Here is a 16,291-nt window from a genome sequence, read left to right on the forward strand (position 1 = left end):
GGAAGGTTAAGGGGAGCGGTTAGGAGCAATCCGAAGCTGTGAACCGAAGCCCCAGTAAACGGCGGCCGTAACTATAACGGTCCTAAGGTAGCGAAATTCCTTGTCAGGTAAATTCTGACCCGCACGAATGGCGTAACGACTTGGGCGCTGTCTCAACGAGAGATCCGGTGAAATTTTAATACCTGTGAAGATGCAGGTTACCCGCGACAAGACGGAAAGACCCCATGGAGCTTTACTGCAGCTTGATATTGGATTTGGGTACGATCTGTACAGGATAGGTGGGAGCCTAAGAAGCCTGAGCGCCAGCTTAGGTGGAGGCGCCGTTGGGATACCACCCTGATCGTATCTAGGTTCTAACCTGGTACCGTAATCCGGTGCGGGGACAGTGTCAGGTGGGCAGTTTGACTGGGGCGGTCGCCTCCTAAAGAGTAACGGAGGCGCCCCAAGGTTCCCTCAGAATGGTTGGAAATCATTCGAAGAGTGCAAAGGCAGAAGGGAGCTTGACTGCGAGACCTACAAGTCGAGCAGGGACGAAAGTCGGGCTTAGTGATCCGGTGGTACCGCATGGAAGGGCCATCGCTCAACGGATAAAAGCTACCCTGGGGATAACAGGCTTATCTCCCCCAAGAGTCCACATCGACGGGGAGGTTTGGCACCTCGATGTCGGCTCATCGCATCCTGGGGCTGAAGTAGGTCCCAAGGGTTGGGCTGTTCGCCCATTAAAGCGGTACGCGAGCTGGGTTCAGAACGTCGTGAGACAGTTCGGTCCCTATCTGTCGTGGGCGTAGGAAATTTGAGAGGAGCTGTCCTTAGTACGAGAGGACCGGGATGGACGTACCGCTGGTGCACCAGTTGTTCCGCCAGGAGCATGGCTGGGTAGCTACGTACGGAAGGGATAAGCGCTGAAAGCATCTAAGCGTGAAGCCCCCCTCAAGATGAGATTTCCCAACTAGTAAGACCCCTTGAAGACGACGAGGTAGATAGGTTGGAGGTGGAAGTGCAGCAATGCATGGAGCTGACCAATACTAATCGGTCGAGGGCTTATCCTAAAAAATACCCCAAAAAGTGAAGCGTATGCTTCGCGGATGATTCCGATTACTTTTCGGGGCCCCGGGATTAAAACCGGGAAAGCTACGGAAAAATAAAACGCAAAACGTTTCGTATCTAGTTTTCAGGTGATCAAACATCTGAACGATTTTGAAGCTGCATGTCCTTTCTAAGGATGGATATTTTGCTGGTGAGTAATCATTGAGGCAAGCGCAGCGCAAAAATCCTGTTTGGTGGCGATGGCGGAGGGGTTCCACGCGTACCCATCCCGAACACGACCGTTAAGCCCTCCAGCGCCGATGGTACTTGGACCGAAGGGTCCTGGGAGAGTAGGACGCCGCCAAGCATACATATTCCCTGATAGCTCAGTTGGTAGAGCACTCGACTGTTAATCGAGTTGTCACAGGTTCGAGTCCTGTTCGGGGAGCCATTACGGAGAGGTGTCCGAGCTGGCCGAAGGAGCACGATTGGAAATCGTGTAGGCGCCAAAAGCGTCTCGAGGGTTCGAATCCCTCTCTCTCCGCCAGCAATTAAATTCATAGCATGGCCCGTTGGTCAAGGGGTTAAGACACCTCCCTTTCACGGAGGTAACAGGGGTTCGAATCCCCTACGGGTCACCATTTTAATTTAGCTTCGATAGGGATGAGAATCCAAAAGGGTTCGTCGGAGCATCAACTTCGATAGTGCTGCATCGCAGTCTCGAACGAAGTGAGAGTATCCCTTACGGGTCATCTTACATAAAACTTATGGAGGCTTAGCTCAGCTGGGAGAGCATCTGCCTTACAAGCAGAGGGTCGGGGGTTCGATCCCCTCAGCCTCCACCATAATATCAACGAAGTTTTTTAATGACGCGGGGTGGAGCAGTCCGGTAGCTCGTCGGGCTCATAACCCGAAGGTCGCAGGTTCAAATCCTGCCTCCGCAATTAGATTTCCTTACATAGGAAAGCGCCTCTGTGGAACCGTGGTGTAGAGGCCTAACATGCCTGCCTGTCACGCAGGAGATCGCGGGTTCGAATCCCGTCGGTTCCGCCATTATTGTCAGCATCAAGGGATGAGAACCCGAAAATGGGTTCGTCGGAGCATGGCTACGATAGCGATTACTTCGCAGTCTCGAACGGAGTGAGAGTATCCCGTCGGTTCCGTCATTTATTTTAGCTCCAGGGATAAGGATTTAATGAAAATTCCGTCGGAGTATCACTTTGAAAAACCGAAGTGAGAGTATTCCTTCAAATATGCCGGTGTAGCTCAATTGGTAGAGCAACTGACTTGTAATCAGTAGGTTGGGGGTTCAAGTCCTCTCGCCGGCACCAGATTTCATATGGCGGTCGTGGCGAAGGGGTTAACGCACCGGATTGTGGCTCCGGCATTCGTGGGTTCAAGTCCCATCGATCGCCCCATTTAACTTGCTTGTTGGGGATTAGCCAAGCGGTAAGGCAACGGACTTTGACTCCGTCATGCATAGGTTCGAATCCTATATCCCCAGCCATTTTTCACCCAAAAAGTGAAGCAAATGCTTCGTAGGGAACTTCGAATACTTTTCGGGGCCCCAGTGAACATTTGAGCCATTAGCTCAGTTGGTAGAGCACCTGACTTTTAATCAGGGTGTCGAAGGTTCGAGTCCTTCATGGCTCACCAGTTTCTTTTGCGGACGTGGCTCAGCGGTAGAGCATCGCCTTGCCAAGGCGAGGGTCGCGGGTTCGATTCCCGTCGTCCGCTCCATTTAACTGTATTACCTTGCATCGGGATGTAGCTCAGCTTGGTAGAGCACCTGGTTTGGGACCAGGGGGTCGCATGTTCGAATCGTGTCATCCCGATATTTTCTTTTTAGTGCGGGTGTAGTTCAATGGTAGAACTCCAGCCTTCCAAGCTGGTAGCGTGGGTTCGATTCCCATCACCCGCTTAGCTCTAAAAAATCCTTGAAACCCTTGTGCCGCAAGGGTTTTTTCTTTTGTCGATTTTCGACAAACGGTTGACGATTTTCTCCTGCGGGGGCAAACTAGGGGGCAAATTTGATCCATTTTGGATTCAGCTCCTCCAACTGATCGGCTGCAGCTCGGCTAATGGCTTCGGATTTATGTGTATAGATGTTTGCTGTTGTGTCCAGCTTAGTATGACGCAATCGCTCCTGGATGGTCTTGAGATCGGCACCAGATTCTCGCAGCAGCATGCCGGCGGTATGTCGCAGGCCATGGAGCTTCACATGCGGCAGCCCGTTCTTTTCTAGGAATTTTGACCACGTACCGGTTGGCGTGCTTGGATAATACATAATGCCTCGGCCTCCGTGGAAAATGTACTGCTTGTCTTCACCGAGCCAATTTTTGCAGGACATTCTTTCTTTTCTCCATTCCCGCTCATAGCGTTTAAGCTCATCCATATACCACTTTGGCATCGCCACCCAGCCTTCGGATTCTTCCGTCTTAACCTCTCCTTCGATCTTATTTCCTTCTTCGTCTAATGTGATTTGCTTCTCGATCCAGATCGCGCATCGGTCATGATCCACGTCAGGCCACTCTACGGCCAGTAGCTCACCGCGCCTGAATCCTCCAAGGATCGCACCGGTAAAATACAGCCGCCAGCGAGCAGGGAGGGCGTAGAGGGCTGTCAGGAGCTTCTCTACCTCTTGCCGGGTATAAGCTTGCTTCTTAGATCGGATCTCTTTTTTCTCCTTCTTGCTTTGGCTTGGACGCTTCACGCCGTCCATTGGATTGCTTTTAATAACTCCCCACTCAGCAGCTGCATCAAAAATGGATTTCGTTGCCTTGTAAATGTTGAGCTTCGTGTTTGTAGCCAGAGGCTTTTTATTCTTTAGGTTTACAAGACTGGCGAACCAGGTGACGAGTTGCAGCGTCGTGATCTGATCGATCCGCGTATCACCGAATTCAGGTATGAGCCTCGATTCGATGATTGCCATGGTGTTTAGGATCGTCTTCCCGCCCATGTTTTCCTTGGCGTAACCTTTTTTCCACGTCTCAATGAAATCTTTAAAGCTGATTTTCTCGCTTTTGACCTTACCAGATGCTTCCCCGGACTCAACAGCTTCGGCCCACTTAGCCAGCTCCAGGGTGAGCCACTGTTCTGTTTTCCGTGCCGACTTTGCGACATCGGCAGGCACTTCTACTCGAGTCGATTTTTTAGGCTTGGATACCTTCGATGGATCCCGAGCGACTAATTTATACTTGTTGCCTCCAATATACTCGATCCATGCCATTTTGTAACATCACTCCAAACATATGTTCTATTTAAGGGTATATTTAAACAGCCTTGCGGGCTGGAAAGCGCAAAGTTTAGATGTAAAATTTAATCATTTCTTTAGGGATTCCATTTCTAATGAAAAACTCCTCAATGGATTCCCCTTGTTCTATGTATGATCCAGCTGTTAACAACTTAAGGGCAAACTTATTAGCCTGATGCTCAAACTTCCCGGCAGAGAAGAAGGAATATTCGTCAAGGAAAAAACGGCTGATTCCAGGATGGAGCCTATCATGGCCTAATTCGTGTGCACAAACAAATCGTTTCCATGGATCGTTGAGTCCTTCATGTATGGCTATGAATTTCCTTCTCAATTTGCGATAGTAAAGCCCCCGAGTATTTCCCCCCAGGTCACAAAACCTAATCTCAATGTTTAAACCTTCGGCAATTTCAAAAGGGTCCTTCGACTTAAATCTGCGGATGAGCTTTTTAATTTCATCTTCCATAGCCGTCCCTCTATTCGTCCGTATTCTTCTTCCGGCCGTATGTCTTTTTATTCTTTTCTTTGGCATCCCAGAAAAAGGCTTCTATGACGCGTTTGATTTTCTCCTTGTCTTCATCACTTACTGGCACGCCATCGAACATAACAGGCTCGTCTTCTTCAAGCATTTTTTTGAAGTCTCGTTTATCTTTAGCGGTTGCCCAGCCAGGAACGTGATGTAGATCTTCGCTAACATCAGTTCGGCCAAGTAGATAATCAACGCTTACTTCAAAAATTGAGGCAATTCGAGAAGCCATATCAGCACTTAGTGTTCGTGTCTCCTTTTCGAATCCGTACAGATATTGAGGTGTGATATCTAATTTTTCAGCTAACTCAGGCCCACTGATTCCTTTTTTCAGCCGTATCTCACGGATTCTATTCATTGTTAATTCTCCTTCAACTATTTGTTTAGAATCATATTATCAACAAATAGTTTATAATTCAACGAACAAATAGTTTAAAAACAGAGAAAAATCAAGTAAAATTAAACAAATAGTAGAATGTATATGGGTTTTTCAACGAAATGTTTAATTTTAGGGTTAAATGCTTGATATTTCGAATTGCCGTAATGAAACATATAGTTTAATATTTACTCATGCGAAACAAACAAATAGTTAAAGTGAGGTGTGCATATGAGTTTTTCAAAATCCATAAAAAAAGCCATGGAAGATCAAGGTGTTACTCCATCTGAAGTGGCCAAACAAACAGGGTACACCCCTCAATACCTCCACAGTCTTTTAGATGGTAATCGACGCTGGAATGAGACAACGTTGAGTAAAGCCTGCGACGCTTTGGGGCTGGAGATCAAATTTGTACCAGCGAAAAAATTAAAACACTGAGGTGATTAGGTAGGGGGTTACCTGAATGACCACGACTGATTTTATCGAAGCCCTCAGAGCAGATATAAAGCGCGAACTAACAGCTGAAATTTTGTCAGACCTGCAGCCCAAGATCATGCAGGCCTTGAGGGCAAACATCTTTACGTTTGAAGAAGCTTATCAGTATCTCAAGGTCTCGGAATCAACGCTACGGCGCATGGTTCAAAAAGGAGAAGTGCCGTATTTTAGGCAACGCAATCTGTTGTATTTTCGGCAGATCGATTTAGATAAGCATATCGAGTCGATTCTGATCAGAAAGGTGGAATGAAAATGAGTAAAGTGCTTGATATGGTCGCTCCCGATGTGATCGATTACTGCGCCAATGAGGAATGCGGAGCGGAGATCTACTTCGGTCAGCCGGTGACCAAAATCGGTAATGAGCTGGTTTGCTCTGGAAAGTGCCTTATAAAAAAGCTTGGCGCGGTAACGGTAATCGCCGGCCGGGAAGTTTCTGCGGAATAGACACAAAAAGCGCAAAAGGGTGAGTGCTATGATTTGCGATAAATGCAAAGAGGAAGTGCTTATTTTAACTTCACGCGGAATTACCATCTGTGGGTGTGGAGTCAGAAAAGCAAGTAAAGAACTTATTGAGTATGTCACATCACGTTGATGCACATTCCGAACAACTCCGCCTGAAGGGAGGTGAACCAGAGCAATGAACGATCTGATTTGGCGGAAGCTTGAACTCAAGCGCCTGCGCTGGCGGTTGTTAAACGGCCGTTGCCAGTGTGATCCGGAAGTGCTGCCGGCTGCGCTGGATTGGCTGGATGGCGAAATCGCGAGGATTGAAAAAGAAAAGCAGCTTCTCGCGGTGTAGGAGCCCGGGAAGCTGCAAATCCAAAGATCCATATACGTTAAGGCCAGTGTATCACTGGTCGGAAGGAGAATCAATATGAAAGCTACTGGAATTGTTCGATATCTTGACGGTCTGGGTCGTGTCGTTATCCCAATGGAGTTGCGTCGGACCCTTGGGATCGGAGAAAAGGACCCCTTTGAAATTTACGTGGATGGGGAGCGCATCATTCTCAAAAAATACGCTCCTGGGTGTTGCCTATGTGGGAATGTTGAGCGTGAGCTGGTCTCGCTTTATCCAGAGAAGCTTATCTGCAAGCCTTGTATCGGAATCATTGTAAAGAACGAAAGTAAATTGATTGAAAGTTTTAGCACTCATTAATCCATAAATCAGGAGGACTTATATTATGCCAGTACAAATTACGATCAACGGAGCTGACGCAGCTGAATCTATTCAGGAATTGTCCGTTTTGGCTGCGGCCATCTCTTCTGGGAAAGCTGCGGCTGCTGCTGCCCCTGCAGTAACGGAAGAACCGAAACCACGTCAGCGGAGAACATCCACTAAAAAAGATGAAAGCAAAAACGATGATGTTGGCCAGGAAGTTGATCTTGACGCCCTTTCGAAGGAAATCGAGGAAGAAATGAAAGAAAAGGAGCAGTCAGAGGGTGACGACGTAGAGATCCCAAGCGTTGTTGATCTTCGGGCCAAGGCTCAAGAGGTTGGGAAAAACGCTAAAGACGGGAAAAAGGCTGTTAAAGCTTTGCTTGATAAGTTTGAAAGCCCATCAGTTTCCGACGTTCCCGAAGATCAACGGATCGCCTTTATGACCGAGCTGGAGAAACTTCTATGACGCAGCTGGCACACGCTGAACGGGCCCATGCGCTCCTGGGGGCGTCAAAGGCAGATCAATGGATAAACTGTCCGCCGAGTGCCAGACTGCAGGAGAACATCCCAGAAAAACGGAGTGAGTATGCCGATGAGGGGACGGGAGCGCATGAGCTATCCGAATTGATCCTGCGTCGGCGGCTGACACCATGCAATTCAGCAGAGCGCAATCGGCTGGATAAGGCTATTTCTGATTTCAAGGCTAGTAACCAGTATTACGGTCCGGAGATGGAGGATGCCGTGACTGCCTATGTTGAGGTGGTCGAAGAGCATTTCATGGCTGCAAAAGCCAGATCAGCGGACGCAATTATCCTGCTGGAAGAACGGCTGGACTTTACGGAATGGGTGCCTGATGGATACGGCACCGGTGACGTTGTGCTTATATCCGACGGTGTACTTGAAGTCATTGACTTGAAATACGGTAAGGGCGTTCCGGTCAGTGCAATCGGAAACCCGCAACTTCGGCTGTATGGCCTGGGTGCCTGGTCCAATTGGAATTATCTTTACTCAATCAACGAGGTACGCATGACGATCGTGCAGCCTCGGCTGGATAGCGTCAGCGCAGACACTTTGCCGCTGGGTGAGCTCATTGAGTGGGCCGAAACGGTTGTCAAGCCCGCAGCCGCGCTGGCTGATGCGGGGGAAGGGGAATTCAAATCCGGGAGCCATTGCCGCTGGTGCAAGGTGAAAGGCAGCTGCCGGGCACGCGCAGACGAGAATATGAAGGCTCTGGCTTACGAGTTCCAGGACCCTGCTCTGTTATCTCTTGATGAAATCGGAAACGTTCTGTACGTGGCTGAACAGCTTAAAGTCTGGGCCAAGGATGTTGAGGATTACGCCTTTGAGCAGGCCAAGAAAGGCGTCCGGATCCCGTCATGGAAGCTTGTCGAAGGTAGAAGCAACCGGACCATTACTGATAAACCTGCTGCAGTGGATATTTTGATTGTTGAGGGGTTCGACGAATCTTCGATCTATAAGCCTCGCGAGCTGCTAGGAATTGGTGACTTGGAGAAGAAGATCGGTAAGAAGGAACTCGCCGCACTTCTGGACGGTTTGATCATGAAGCCCCCAGGAAAGCCGGTACTCGTGCCGGAGACCGACAAGCGGCCGGAGCTGAACAGTGTTGATAATGACTTTGCTGGAGAGGAGTTTGAAGTTTGATGAGGTTGTACGTAATCGTTGAAACAAACAAAAGTAGTTACGGTGATCAACAAATGGTTACTCGAAACTCTGAAAAAGAAGTTATTCAGTATGCAGGGATACTTTCATCACGTAGCGGACTTGAAGACAATATCGAAATTGATCGCATCTTTTCGGTTGATGAGTATGGCAATGTTGACCATCACGAAATTGAGTTCAAAAAGGGCAAGTTGGTTCTATGCACACTGCCCGCGCAAAAATAAAACATTAAAGGAGCACGAACAAATATGGCAATCGATAATCAAACTACAAAATTGGTGACAGGTAAGGTCCGTCTTAGTTATGCGAACGTGTGGGAGCCGCAAGAGAACGATAGCGGGGATCTCAAGTACAGTACGTCAATTTTGATCCCGAAGGACGACAAGGAAACCCTTCGTAAGATCAAGGCGATTGTAGATTTGCTTAAGGAGCAAGCAAAAGCCAAATATAACGGGAAGCTGCCCGCGAAATTTCATACTCCGCTTCGTGATGGTGATGAAGAGAGACCGGACGATGAAGCGTACGCGAACCACTACTTCTTTAACGCAAGCAGTAAGAACAAGCCTGGGATCGCAAAGCCGATCGGTAAAGATCCATCAACAGGAAAGACCAAATTTGCTGAAATTACAGACACGACGGAAGTTTACTCCGGATGCTACTCCAAGGTTAGTGTTAACTTCTACCTCTTTGACACTAAGGGTAATAAGGGGATCGCTGCTGGCCTCAACAACATCGTTAAAGTGCAGGATGGTGACTTCCTTGGCGGCCGCAGCAGCCTGAACGATGATTTTGCCGATGAGGATTTCGATACGGACGATTTTGAAGATGACGATGATTTCATGAACTAATTTTTACAGCTTAGGGGTTTCCGCAGGAGGCCCCTTTTTATACCACAAAATTTTCAGAATCGGAGGAAGTACAAATGAACCCATGGGTGAGTGTGGCTAAGGAACGTCAACGTCAAGAGGAAAAATGGGGACAGCAAGATCATGAACCAATGATGTGGATGGGAATTCTCGGAGAGGAATTTGGGGAGCTGTGCCAGGCAGTGAACGAAACCCACTTTGATAATGGTCCAGAGGCACGGAAAAAGGGTGGCTATGAGAATATGCGAGAAGAGGCCGTTCAGGTTGCCGCGGTGGCAATATCTTTCATTGAAGCTCTTGACCGGCGATATGGACGGGATGACGAATGACACTTCTCCAGATTGACCTTGAAACTTATTCATCCATCGATCTTAAAACATGCGGCGTCCATCGTTACGTTGAGGCGCCGGACTTTGAAATTCTTCTATTCGGCTTTGCCTTTGATGATGACCCGGTCCAAGTGATCGATTTAACCGATTTTCAATCCGTTCCAAAGGACGTCATGGACGCGCTCCGGATGGATGTTACCAAGACCGCTTTTAACGCCGCTTTTGAACGGACAGCCATCGCCAAGCATTTCGGCATAACTTGTGATCCGTCGCAATGGATGTGCACAGCCGTATGGGCACTCACTTTAGGGCTGCCTGGCAGCCTGGAAGGTGTTGCTAAAGCGCTCAAAATCGATGCCCAGAAGGACGCGCGGGGTAAAGCGCTCATCAAGTATTTCTCAGTCCCGTGCAGGCCGAGTAAAGTTAACGGCCAACGTACACGAAACCACCCGTATCATGATCCTGAAAAATGGCAGCAGTATATCGAGTACAATCGCCAGGATGTTGTAGTGGAACGAGATGTCCGGCGGCAACTAGAACGCTTCCCAGTTCCAGAGAGTGAATGGAAGCTGTGGGCTCTCGATCAACGAATTAATGATCGAGGTGTCCGGATAGATAGGGAATTCGTTAATCAGGCTATCACGTGCGCGAAACAGTACTCAGAACGACTGATGATCGAGGCCAAGGAACTGACGGGGTTGGAGAATCCAAACAGTGATGCCCAGCTCAAGGGCTGGCTTAAAGAGAACGGTTTAGAAGTAGAAAGTCTCGCCAAAGATTATATGCCCGCTCTACTTGACGCTGCACCAAACGAGGAAGCATTTCGAGCCCTGGAACTTCGGCAGGAGATGGGGAAAACGAGTAATAGTAAATATGACGCTATGGCTCGCTGTATATGTGATGATGACCGCGTCCGTGGAATCCTTCAATTTTGTGGAGCTAACCGGACTTGGCGTTGGGCTGGCCGAAACGTGCAAATGCATAACTTGCCTAAAAACGAGATTGATGATTTAGCACGGGCGAGGGAGACGTTACGATCCGGTGACTATGAACTTTTGGAAATTCTTTACGGCGCTCCACCGTTCATTCTCTCGCAGCTCGTGCGAACCGGGCTTATCCCGTCGCCTGGTCATAGATTCATCGTTGCGGACTTTGCAGCGATCGAGGGCCGGGTTATCTCCTGGCTGGCTGACGAAAGTTGGAAGCTTGAGGTTTTCAGGACGCATGGAAAGATCTACGAAGCAACGGCTGCGCAAATGTTTGGTGTTTCTTTCGAGACGATCGTTAAAGGTCACGAGAATTATAAGTATCGTCCTTTTGGTAAAGTTGGTGAGCTTGCTTGCGGATTCGGTGGAGGTGTCTCAGCGCTCGAAAAGATGGATAAGAAGAAAGAGATCCCGAAGGACCAATACGATAGGCTCGTTAAGCAATGGCGTGACGCAAACCCGAAGATTAGGAAGCTTTGGTACTCCGCCGAAGAGGCTGCTTTGGAAGCAGTTCGTTCGAAAACAACAGTAAAACTGGCTCACGGTGTTCGTTACCGCTATTCATCCGGCGTTCTGTTTGCCGATCTTCCAAGCGGGCATAGTCTGGCCTACCCAAGTCCAGAAATCAAGCAAGATTCTAAATTCAATAAAGATGGTTTAACCTTTAGGGCTCCGGATAAGAGTGGCAAAATGATTGCACAACGCACTTGGGGCGGAACTCTCGTCGAAAATTTGGTGCAAGCGATCGCGAGAGACTGTCTGGCTGAGAGCTTGATGCGGCTCGATGCTCACGGATATGAGATTGTCCTGCATGTACATGACGAGGCTATCGCCGACGCACCAATCGGCTGGGGATCAGTAGAGGAAATGACGGAGATCATGAGCCAACCTATCGACTGGGCGCCAGGGCTGCCGCTACAAGCTGCAGGATTTGAATGTGACTTCTATCAGAAGGATTAACAGGAGGTGACAGGTGACATGGCTCCGCGTGTAAGTGATAAACCCACAACGCCGGTACCCAGGCGGGAGAATGAACTGAAAGCTTTTGGTCATGGAGAAGTAGTCACCTATCAGTTATCAGACGAGGAACTGGCAAAGTATCGGGCTTTGCCGGTTCCGGATAAAAAGGAAAAAATGCCCGTTGGTGTCCGGATTGTTCACACAGAAACTCAACTGCAGCGGCGCAGGGATCAAATGAAGGAGGAGAACGGCATGCCATTACCTAAAGAAGGGCCCACTTGTGGCTTAACCAAGGAGATCCTGATCGAGCAAGTAGCAAAGGGAGAAACGTTCTCCAGCATTGAGAAAGCTTGGGGGATGAAGTATAACGCCATTCACTATTGGATTAAGAAGTGGGGCCTTAAAGGTATCACTCCAGAAATAGCACAGGACTTGTTGAGCGAATCGACACAGCCAGGTAATTCGAAGACTGAGCAACCTCTATTACGAGAAAGTGACGTACCGAGTGGCATTGAACTGCAGGCAGAAGTCGATAAACTCCGTTTAGCAAATAAGACAATTCAATCAGAATGCGACCGGCTGCTCCGCGAACGTGACGAATATCGAATGGCAGTTGATGAATTATCCGAACAGGTGGCTGGTCATGACGAGCTCCTTGGCTTACTGAACAAGACGAAAAGCCGCTTGAGTGAGTTGGAAAAGGAGCATGCCGATCTGGTGATCAGAAATGAACAACTCAGTGCAGCTGCAGAAACAATTAAAAAGGATCCAAACAGTACCTATGAAACCCTTGTCGAGCTTGGCGTGCTGCAGAAGCCATCTGATCCAGTCAATCATCCCGGACATTATACGCGAGGCGGGATCGAGTGCATCGATGCAATTGAGGCAGCGACAACGGGGCTATCTGGGCCAGAGGCGTACAATACCGGAGCCGCAATCAAATACCTCTGGCGCTGGAAGTGGAAGAACGGCAGAGAGGATCTACAGAAAGCTGCATGGTACATTAAGCGCTTGATCAGAGAATGAACTGTATTAAACCGAAAAAAGTGGCTGGTTAATCCAGCCACATCTCTTGTTAAATTTGGCGTTCTACTTCTTTTTATTCTTTTGAGCTCTTTTATACTTTTGATATTGAATGTAAGAATCAAGGTTGGCTTTAAGAATTGATCTTGGTTTAGGGGTAACACTAAAAGTTCTACTATGGTCGATCAAAGAATTGAGTATTTCATCATACTCATTCGGTTTAAGATCTAAAAGGTCGAAGCCAAAATTAGAAACTATCGAATCAATAGCAACATAATATTCATCTCGAAGATCAACATCATTGGTAACAGCAATTTCTTCGTGAGTTAGTCGGTTGATTTTGTTATTGATTCTCGTGACCTGATTCTGTAAGTCAGCTACCATTTCTATCAGTAGTTTGTCTGATGTTACCGAGGTTTCATTGAGTTCAGCAACTTTAAATTGGCCAAAATTCTTTAAAAATACAGAGGAGTCAGGTTCTTTTTGAGCTTTCTCATATGTAGCCAAAACTCTTCTTGCAAGCTGAGCTTTGAATTCGACCATTTTACTAAAACGTAAATCTCTTGGATAAGAAAGATGCTCTATGACTTGTGTATCAAAAGAATACGATGTTCGGTCATCTTTTATTATCACTGTCGGTCTATCAAAAGCTAATCTCATTCCCAATTCAAACATAACATTTGCGTTTTTGCAGCTAACGTCGCAAATGATGACGTCCGAACTATAAATATTATGAATTATCCTTTTTTGAATTACTCCAATGTCATCTGCATCACTTACAAGTGTTACTGAGACGTCGTATTGCTCAATATCGGTTACAGCTTCAACTAATATTGTTTTAACTTCTGACCAGTGGTCTGCGGAACAATCCTCGATTGGAGAAATAGGCATTACAAGACCAACTTTTAGTTCTTTTTTATCTGTCATAATGTGCCTCCAGGATAATTTATATAGGAATATTATACCAACCTTGTTACTTATACGTATACTAAAAGATTCATATGAAAGCTTTGGAGGTTTTGTCGATGGTTGACGACCAAGGAGGATACTTGCTTGATATTTCATGTGGCAAGCACCGGGCCGATACGAACTGGAAAACTGAATATCTAACCTGGGATGAGTTCGTGGACCGGCTGCGGAAGGTCCGGCGGACAGCGGAGACAATGGCACAATACGACGCCATGAACAACGTCGCCCGTGGCAAGGTGAAAGACGGTCCGGCTTTCGTCGGCGGGCTTGTTCGCACGGGGCGGCGAAAGAAGGAGAATGTCGACAGCCGGAGCCTGGTCACACTTGATATCGATCGCGGAGATGACGATTTCCTATTTTCCGCTGAGCTGGTGCTGGGAGGGACGGCATATGCCGTCTACTCCACACACAGCCACCGGCCACAGAAGCCAAAATACCGCCTAATTATACCAGCTGATCGGAACATGAGCCCTGACGAGTATGCAGCGGTCAGCCGCAAACTGGCGGAGCAGATCGGCATGAACAACTTCGATAAGACGACTTTTGACGTTCACAGGCTGATGTATCTTCCCAGTTGCAGTAAGGATGCGGAGCCGGTACTGGAAGTTTATGAAGGGGCGCCGCTGAACGTTGACCGCGTGCTGGATGAATATGAGGACTGGACAGATGTGATGTCCTGGCCCCGACATCCAGAAGCAAAATCGCCTGCGCAGCTTGCAGCGAAGCGCGCACAGGATCCGCGGGAGAAGTTTGGCACGATTGGTCTGTTTTGCCGGGCATTCACGATCGAGGAAGGAATCGAAAGGTTCTTGTCCGATGTTTATGCTCCCGGTTCGATGCCGAACCGCTACACATACACCCGTGGAAGCAGCGGGAACGGGCTGGAGGTTTACCCCGATCAGGATCTTGCTTATTCGCACCAGGATAGCGATCCGGTAGCGGATGGCCGCACTTATAACTTATTTGATCTTGTCCGGGTTCATAAATTCGGCCATCTGGACGAACGAGTCAAGGAGCACACGCCGGATGCCAAGAAGCCGAGTCATATGGCCATGGAGCAGTGGGCCGCCCAGCTGCCAGAAGTAAAAAAACTCTCCTTTGCTGAACGGCAGGCAGACTTCGCGGAGATGGCCGACGACTTTGACGTTGATGACGAGGAACCAGAGAAAGAAGACTGGAAAACCAATCTTGAGCTGCACCATAAAACGGGTATGCCGCTGCCGACGGCGGGTAATGTCGAGCTTTTTCTGACTAATGGAGTATGGCGGGACGTACTGGCCTATGACGCATTCGGTAATACGGAGGTTATCCGGAAGGCTTTACCTTGGCGGGATCCGGAACGCCCAGGACGGTCATACGAACCTTGGCTTGGGGCTGATGACAAACGGCTGCAGCATTGGTTCGCCAAAGTACACGGAATCAGTTCGGCCAAGACGATTCAAAATGCTTTTACGGAGGTTGTTCACCGAAACACGTTCCATCCTATTAAAGCCTATGTTGAGAGCGCAGCATGGGACGGTGTGCCGCGTGCAGAACGGACATTTATAGATTACCTGGGAGCGGCGGATACGCATTACACTCGGCAGGTGACTCGGAAGATGCTGCTGGCAGCTGTCACGCGGCTTTATCGTCCTGGCTGCAAATTTGACCAGATGTTGGTCTTGGTTGGCCCGCAGGGTGCCGGGAAGAGCTCACTTCTGGCGAAGCTTGGCCGGGAATGGTTCAGTGACAGCTTACGGACGTTTGAGAACAAAGAAGCCGGTGAGCATTTGCAGAGCGGCTGGATCTTCGAGATCGGCGAGCTGTCGGCCATGAAAAAGACGGAGGTTGAAGAGGTTAAGGCGTTCTTGTCCAAGACTGAGGACCGCTACCGGGTAGCGTACGATCGGCAGGTATCGGAGTTCCCGCGGAAGTGCGTCTTTTTCGGGACGACAAATACCCGTGATTTCTTACGGGACGCGACCGGGAACCGTCGTTTTTGGCCAATTGAGGTTTTCCCTGATCGTGCTGAGAGAAGCCATTGGGACGATCTGAACGATGAAGAGGTTAGCCAAATCTGGGCTGAGGTTTTGAGCTGGTTTAAGGCGGGGGAAACCTTGGAGCTGGACAGCGAGGCCCGCATGGAGGCAGAGCGGCAGCAGGCTTCACATATGGAGACGGATCCGAGAGAAGGGCTTATTCAGGAATGGTTGGATACGCCGCTAGAAGATGAAATGGGACGGCCTACGGATGATTTACGTAACCGGGTGTGTGCGGCCCAAATTTGGACGGAATGTCTTGGCAAGAAACGCGGTGATCTCCGTACCTGGGAGTCAAAAGAAATCACGGATATCATGAGACGCATACCTGGTTGGGGTGAAAGAAAGGGCAAAGCAAAGGTACCCGGATACGGTGTTCAACGTGTTTTTGAACGGTTGCCGTAGAAGGTTGCCGAAGGGTTGCCGTGGTTGCCGTAAACGGTTGCCGACGTTGCCGAAGATTGCCGAGAAATCGCATCAACGGCAACCGCCGGAACCCTAATAGCATCAAGGCTTCACAGATTTAAGTTGCCATGGTTGCCGTAAATTCTACTATTTTAATAAAAATATAAATTAACCCGTATAGCACATAGGCATATATAACTTAAACGCGTAAAAACGCAGTACG

General features: G+C 48.5%; 17 protein-coding genes, 13 tRNA genes and 2 rRNA genes (1 of these 32 only partly in view). 28 read left to right on the forward strand and 4 right to left on the reverse strand.

The annotated features are described in order from the left end of the window. The 15 genes from L6442_RS06275 to L6442_RS06345 form a co-directional block, all read left to right on the forward strand. A 23S ribosomal RNA gene (locus tag L6442_RS06275) occupies positions 1–1,049 on the forward strand (it extends 1,880 nt beyond the left edge of the window). Between the two features lie 227 nt (positions 1,050–1,276). After that, positions 1,277–1,393 (forward strand): 5S ribosomal RNA (gene rrf, locus L6442_RS06280). A gap of 8 nt (positions 1,394–1,401) precedes the next feature. Beyond that, a tRNA-Asn gene (locus L6442_RS06285) sits at positions 1,402–1,477 on the forward strand. A gap of 4 nt (positions 1,478–1,481) precedes the next feature. Further along, a tRNA-Ser gene (locus L6442_RS06290) sits at positions 1,482–1,573 on the forward strand. A gap of 19 nt (positions 1,574–1,592) precedes the next feature. After that, positions 1,593–1,667 (forward strand) — tRNA-Glu (locus L6442_RS06295). 128 nt (positions 1,668–1,795) lie between these two features. Next, positions 1,796–1,871: transfer RNA gene (locus L6442_RS06300), tRNA-Val, on the forward strand. Between the two features lie 25 nt (positions 1,872–1,896). Further along, positions 1,897–1,970 (forward strand) — tRNA-Met (locus L6442_RS06305). Between the two features lie 32 nt (positions 1,971–2,002). Further along, positions 2,003–2,079 (forward strand) — tRNA-Asp (locus L6442_RS06310). A 202-nt stretch (positions 2,080–2,281) separates the two neighbouring features. Further along, positions 2,282–2,357: transfer RNA gene (locus tag L6442_RS06315), tRNA-Thr, on the forward strand. Positions 2,358–2,368: 11 nt separating this feature from the next. Then, positions 2,369–2,444: transfer RNA gene (locus L6442_RS06320), tRNA-His, on the forward strand. Between the two features lie 14 nt (positions 2,445–2,458). Beyond that, positions 2,459–2,533: transfer RNA gene (locus tag L6442_RS06325), tRNA-Gln, on the forward strand. Positions 2,534–2,606: 73 nt separating this feature from the next. Beyond that, positions 2,607–2,682 (forward strand) — tRNA-Lys (locus L6442_RS06330). Between the two features lie 9 nt (positions 2,683–2,691). Next, positions 2,692–2,766, forward strand: a tRNA-Gly gene (locus L6442_RS06335). Between the two features lie 21 nt (positions 2,767–2,787). Further along, a tRNA-Pro gene (locus L6442_RS06340) sits at positions 2,788–2,861 on the forward strand. A 15-nt stretch (positions 2,862–2,876) separates the two neighbouring features. Next, positions 2,877–2,947: transfer RNA gene (locus tag L6442_RS06345), tRNA-Gly, on the forward strand. Between the two features lie 96 nt (positions 2,948–3,043). On the opposite strand, the gene L6442_RS06350 is transcribed toward L6442_RS06345, so the two are convergent. From L6442_RS06350 to L6442_RS06360, 3 genes are all read right to left on the reverse strand, one after another. After that, positions 3,044–4,255 (reverse strand): tyrosine-type recombinase/integrase, encoded by a 1,212-nt coding sequence (locus L6442_RS06350; RefSeq protein WP_212981615.1) that lies wholly within the window; start codon positions 4,253–4,255, stop codon positions 3,044–3,046. Positions 4,256–4,331: 76 nt separating this feature from the next. Next, positions 4,332–4,742 (reverse strand): ImmA/IrrE family metallo-endopeptidase, encoded by a 411-nt coding sequence (locus tag L6442_RS06355; protein WP_212981616.1) that lies wholly within the window; start codon positions 4,740–4,742, stop codon positions 4,332–4,334. Between the two features lie 10 nt (positions 4,743–4,752). Further along, positions 4,753–5,160, reverse strand: a complete 408-nt coding sequence (locus L6442_RS06360) for a helix-turn-helix domain-containing protein (RefSeq protein ID WP_212981617.1) — start codon at positions 5,158–5,160, stop codon at positions 4,753–4,755. Between the two features lie 249 nt (positions 5,161–5,409). On the opposite strand from L6442_RS06360, the gene L6442_RS06365 reads away from it, so the two are divergent. The 12 genes from L6442_RS06365 (at position 5,410) to L6442_RS06420 (ending at position 12,679) form a co-directional block, all read left to right on the forward strand. Further along, positions 5,410–5,616: a helix-turn-helix domain-containing protein gene (locus L6442_RS06365; protein ID WP_212981618.1), complete on the forward strand. Its 207-nt coding sequence runs from the start codon at positions 5,410–5,412 to the stop codon at positions 5,614–5,616. Positions 5,617–5,641: 25 nt separating this feature from the next. Continuing rightward, positions 5,642–5,923, forward strand: coding sequence for a helix-turn-helix domain-containing protein (locus L6442_RS06370; protein WP_212981619.1), 282 nt, complete (start codon positions 5,642–5,644; stop codon positions 5,921–5,923). Between the two features lie 2 nt (positions 5,924–5,925). Continuing rightward, the gene (locus L6442_RS06375) at positions 5,926–6,117 is read left to right on the forward strand and encodes a hypothetical protein (protein ID WP_212981620.1); all 192 of its coding nucleotides are present in this window, start codon (positions 5,926–5,928) and stop codon (positions 6,115–6,117) included. Between the two features lie 193 nt (positions 6,118–6,310). Then, complete coding sequence (locus L6442_RS06380; RefSeq protein WP_212981621.1) at positions 6,311–6,472, forward strand: hypothetical protein; 162 nt, start codon at positions 6,311–6,313, stop codon at positions 6,470–6,472. A gap of 75 nt (positions 6,473–6,547) precedes the next feature. Continuing rightward, positions 6,548–6,829 carry an AbrB/MazE/SpoVT family DNA-binding domain-containing protein gene (locus L6442_RS06385; RefSeq protein ID WP_212981622.1) on the forward strand — a complete coding sequence of 94 codons (282 nt, stop codon included), beginning with the start codon at positions 6,548–6,550 and terminating at the stop codon, positions 6,827–6,829. Positions 6,830–6,854: 25 nt separating this feature from the next. Further along, positions 6,855–7,298, forward strand: coding sequence for a hypothetical protein (locus L6442_RS06390; protein ID WP_237100248.1), 444 nt, complete (start codon positions 6,855–6,857; stop codon positions 7,296–7,298). Next, complete coding sequence (locus L6442_RS06395) at positions 7,295–8,494, forward strand: DUF2800 domain-containing protein (protein WP_212981608.1); 1,200 nt, start codon at positions 7,295–7,297, stop codon at positions 8,492–8,494. The genes L6442_RS06390 and L6442_RS06395 overlap by 4 nt, the downstream gene beginning before the upstream one ends. Then, positions 8,494–8,736 carry a hypothetical protein gene (locus tag L6442_RS06400; protein ID WP_212981607.1) on the forward strand — a complete coding sequence of 81 codons (243 nt, stop codon included), beginning with the start codon at positions 8,494–8,496 and terminating at the stop codon, positions 8,734–8,736. Before L6442_RS06395 ends, L6442_RS06400 begins: the two co-directional genes overlap by 1 nt. 24 nt (positions 8,737–8,760) lie before the next feature. Beyond that, positions 8,761–9,360, forward strand: coding sequence for a DUF2815 family protein (locus L6442_RS06405; RefSeq protein ID WP_212981606.1), 600 nt, complete (start codon positions 8,761–8,763; stop codon positions 9,358–9,360). 74 nt (positions 9,361–9,434) lie between these two features. Further along, entirely contained in the window at positions 9,435–9,707 is a 273-nt protein-coding gene (locus L6442_RS06410; protein WP_212981605.1) for a MazG-like family protein, read from the forward strand. Further along, complete coding sequence (locus L6442_RS06415; RefSeq protein WP_212981604.1) at positions 9,704–11,653, forward strand: DNA polymerase; 1,950 nt, start codon at positions 9,704–9,706, stop codon at positions 11,651–11,653. The genes L6442_RS06410 and L6442_RS06415 overlap by 4 nt, the downstream gene beginning before the upstream one ends. Positions 11,654–11,671: 18 nt before the next feature. Beyond that, positions 11,672–12,679 carry a DUF3310 domain-containing protein gene (locus L6442_RS06420; RefSeq protein ID WP_212981603.1) on the forward strand — a complete coding sequence of 336 codons (1,008 nt, stop codon included), beginning with the start codon at positions 11,672–11,674 and terminating at the stop codon, positions 12,677–12,679. Between the two features lie 63 nt (positions 12,680–12,742). Here the strand turns inward: L6442_RS06420 and L6442_RS06425 are convergent, their stop codons facing one another. After that, the gene (locus L6442_RS06425; RefSeq protein ID WP_212981602.1) at positions 12,743–13,603 is read right to left on the reverse strand and encodes a hypothetical protein; all 861 of its coding nucleotides are present in this window, start codon (positions 13,601–13,603) and stop codon (positions 12,743–12,745) included. A gap of 98 nt (positions 13,604–13,701) precedes the next feature. On the opposite strand from L6442_RS06425, the gene L6442_RS06430 reads away from it, so the two are divergent. Next, on the forward strand, positions 13,702–16,068 hold the full coding sequence (locus tag L6442_RS06430) for a virulence-associated E family protein (RefSeq protein WP_212981601.1): 2,367 nt from the start codon (positions 13,702–13,704) through the stop codon (positions 16,066–16,068). Positions 16,069–16,291: the final 223 nt, after the last annotated feature.

It is taken from the genome of Paenibacillus azoreducens (genome assembly GCF_021654775.1).
Lineage (GTDB): Bacteria > Bacillota > Bacilli > Paenibacillales > Paenibacillaceae > Paenibacillus_AQ > Paenibacillus_AQ azoreducens.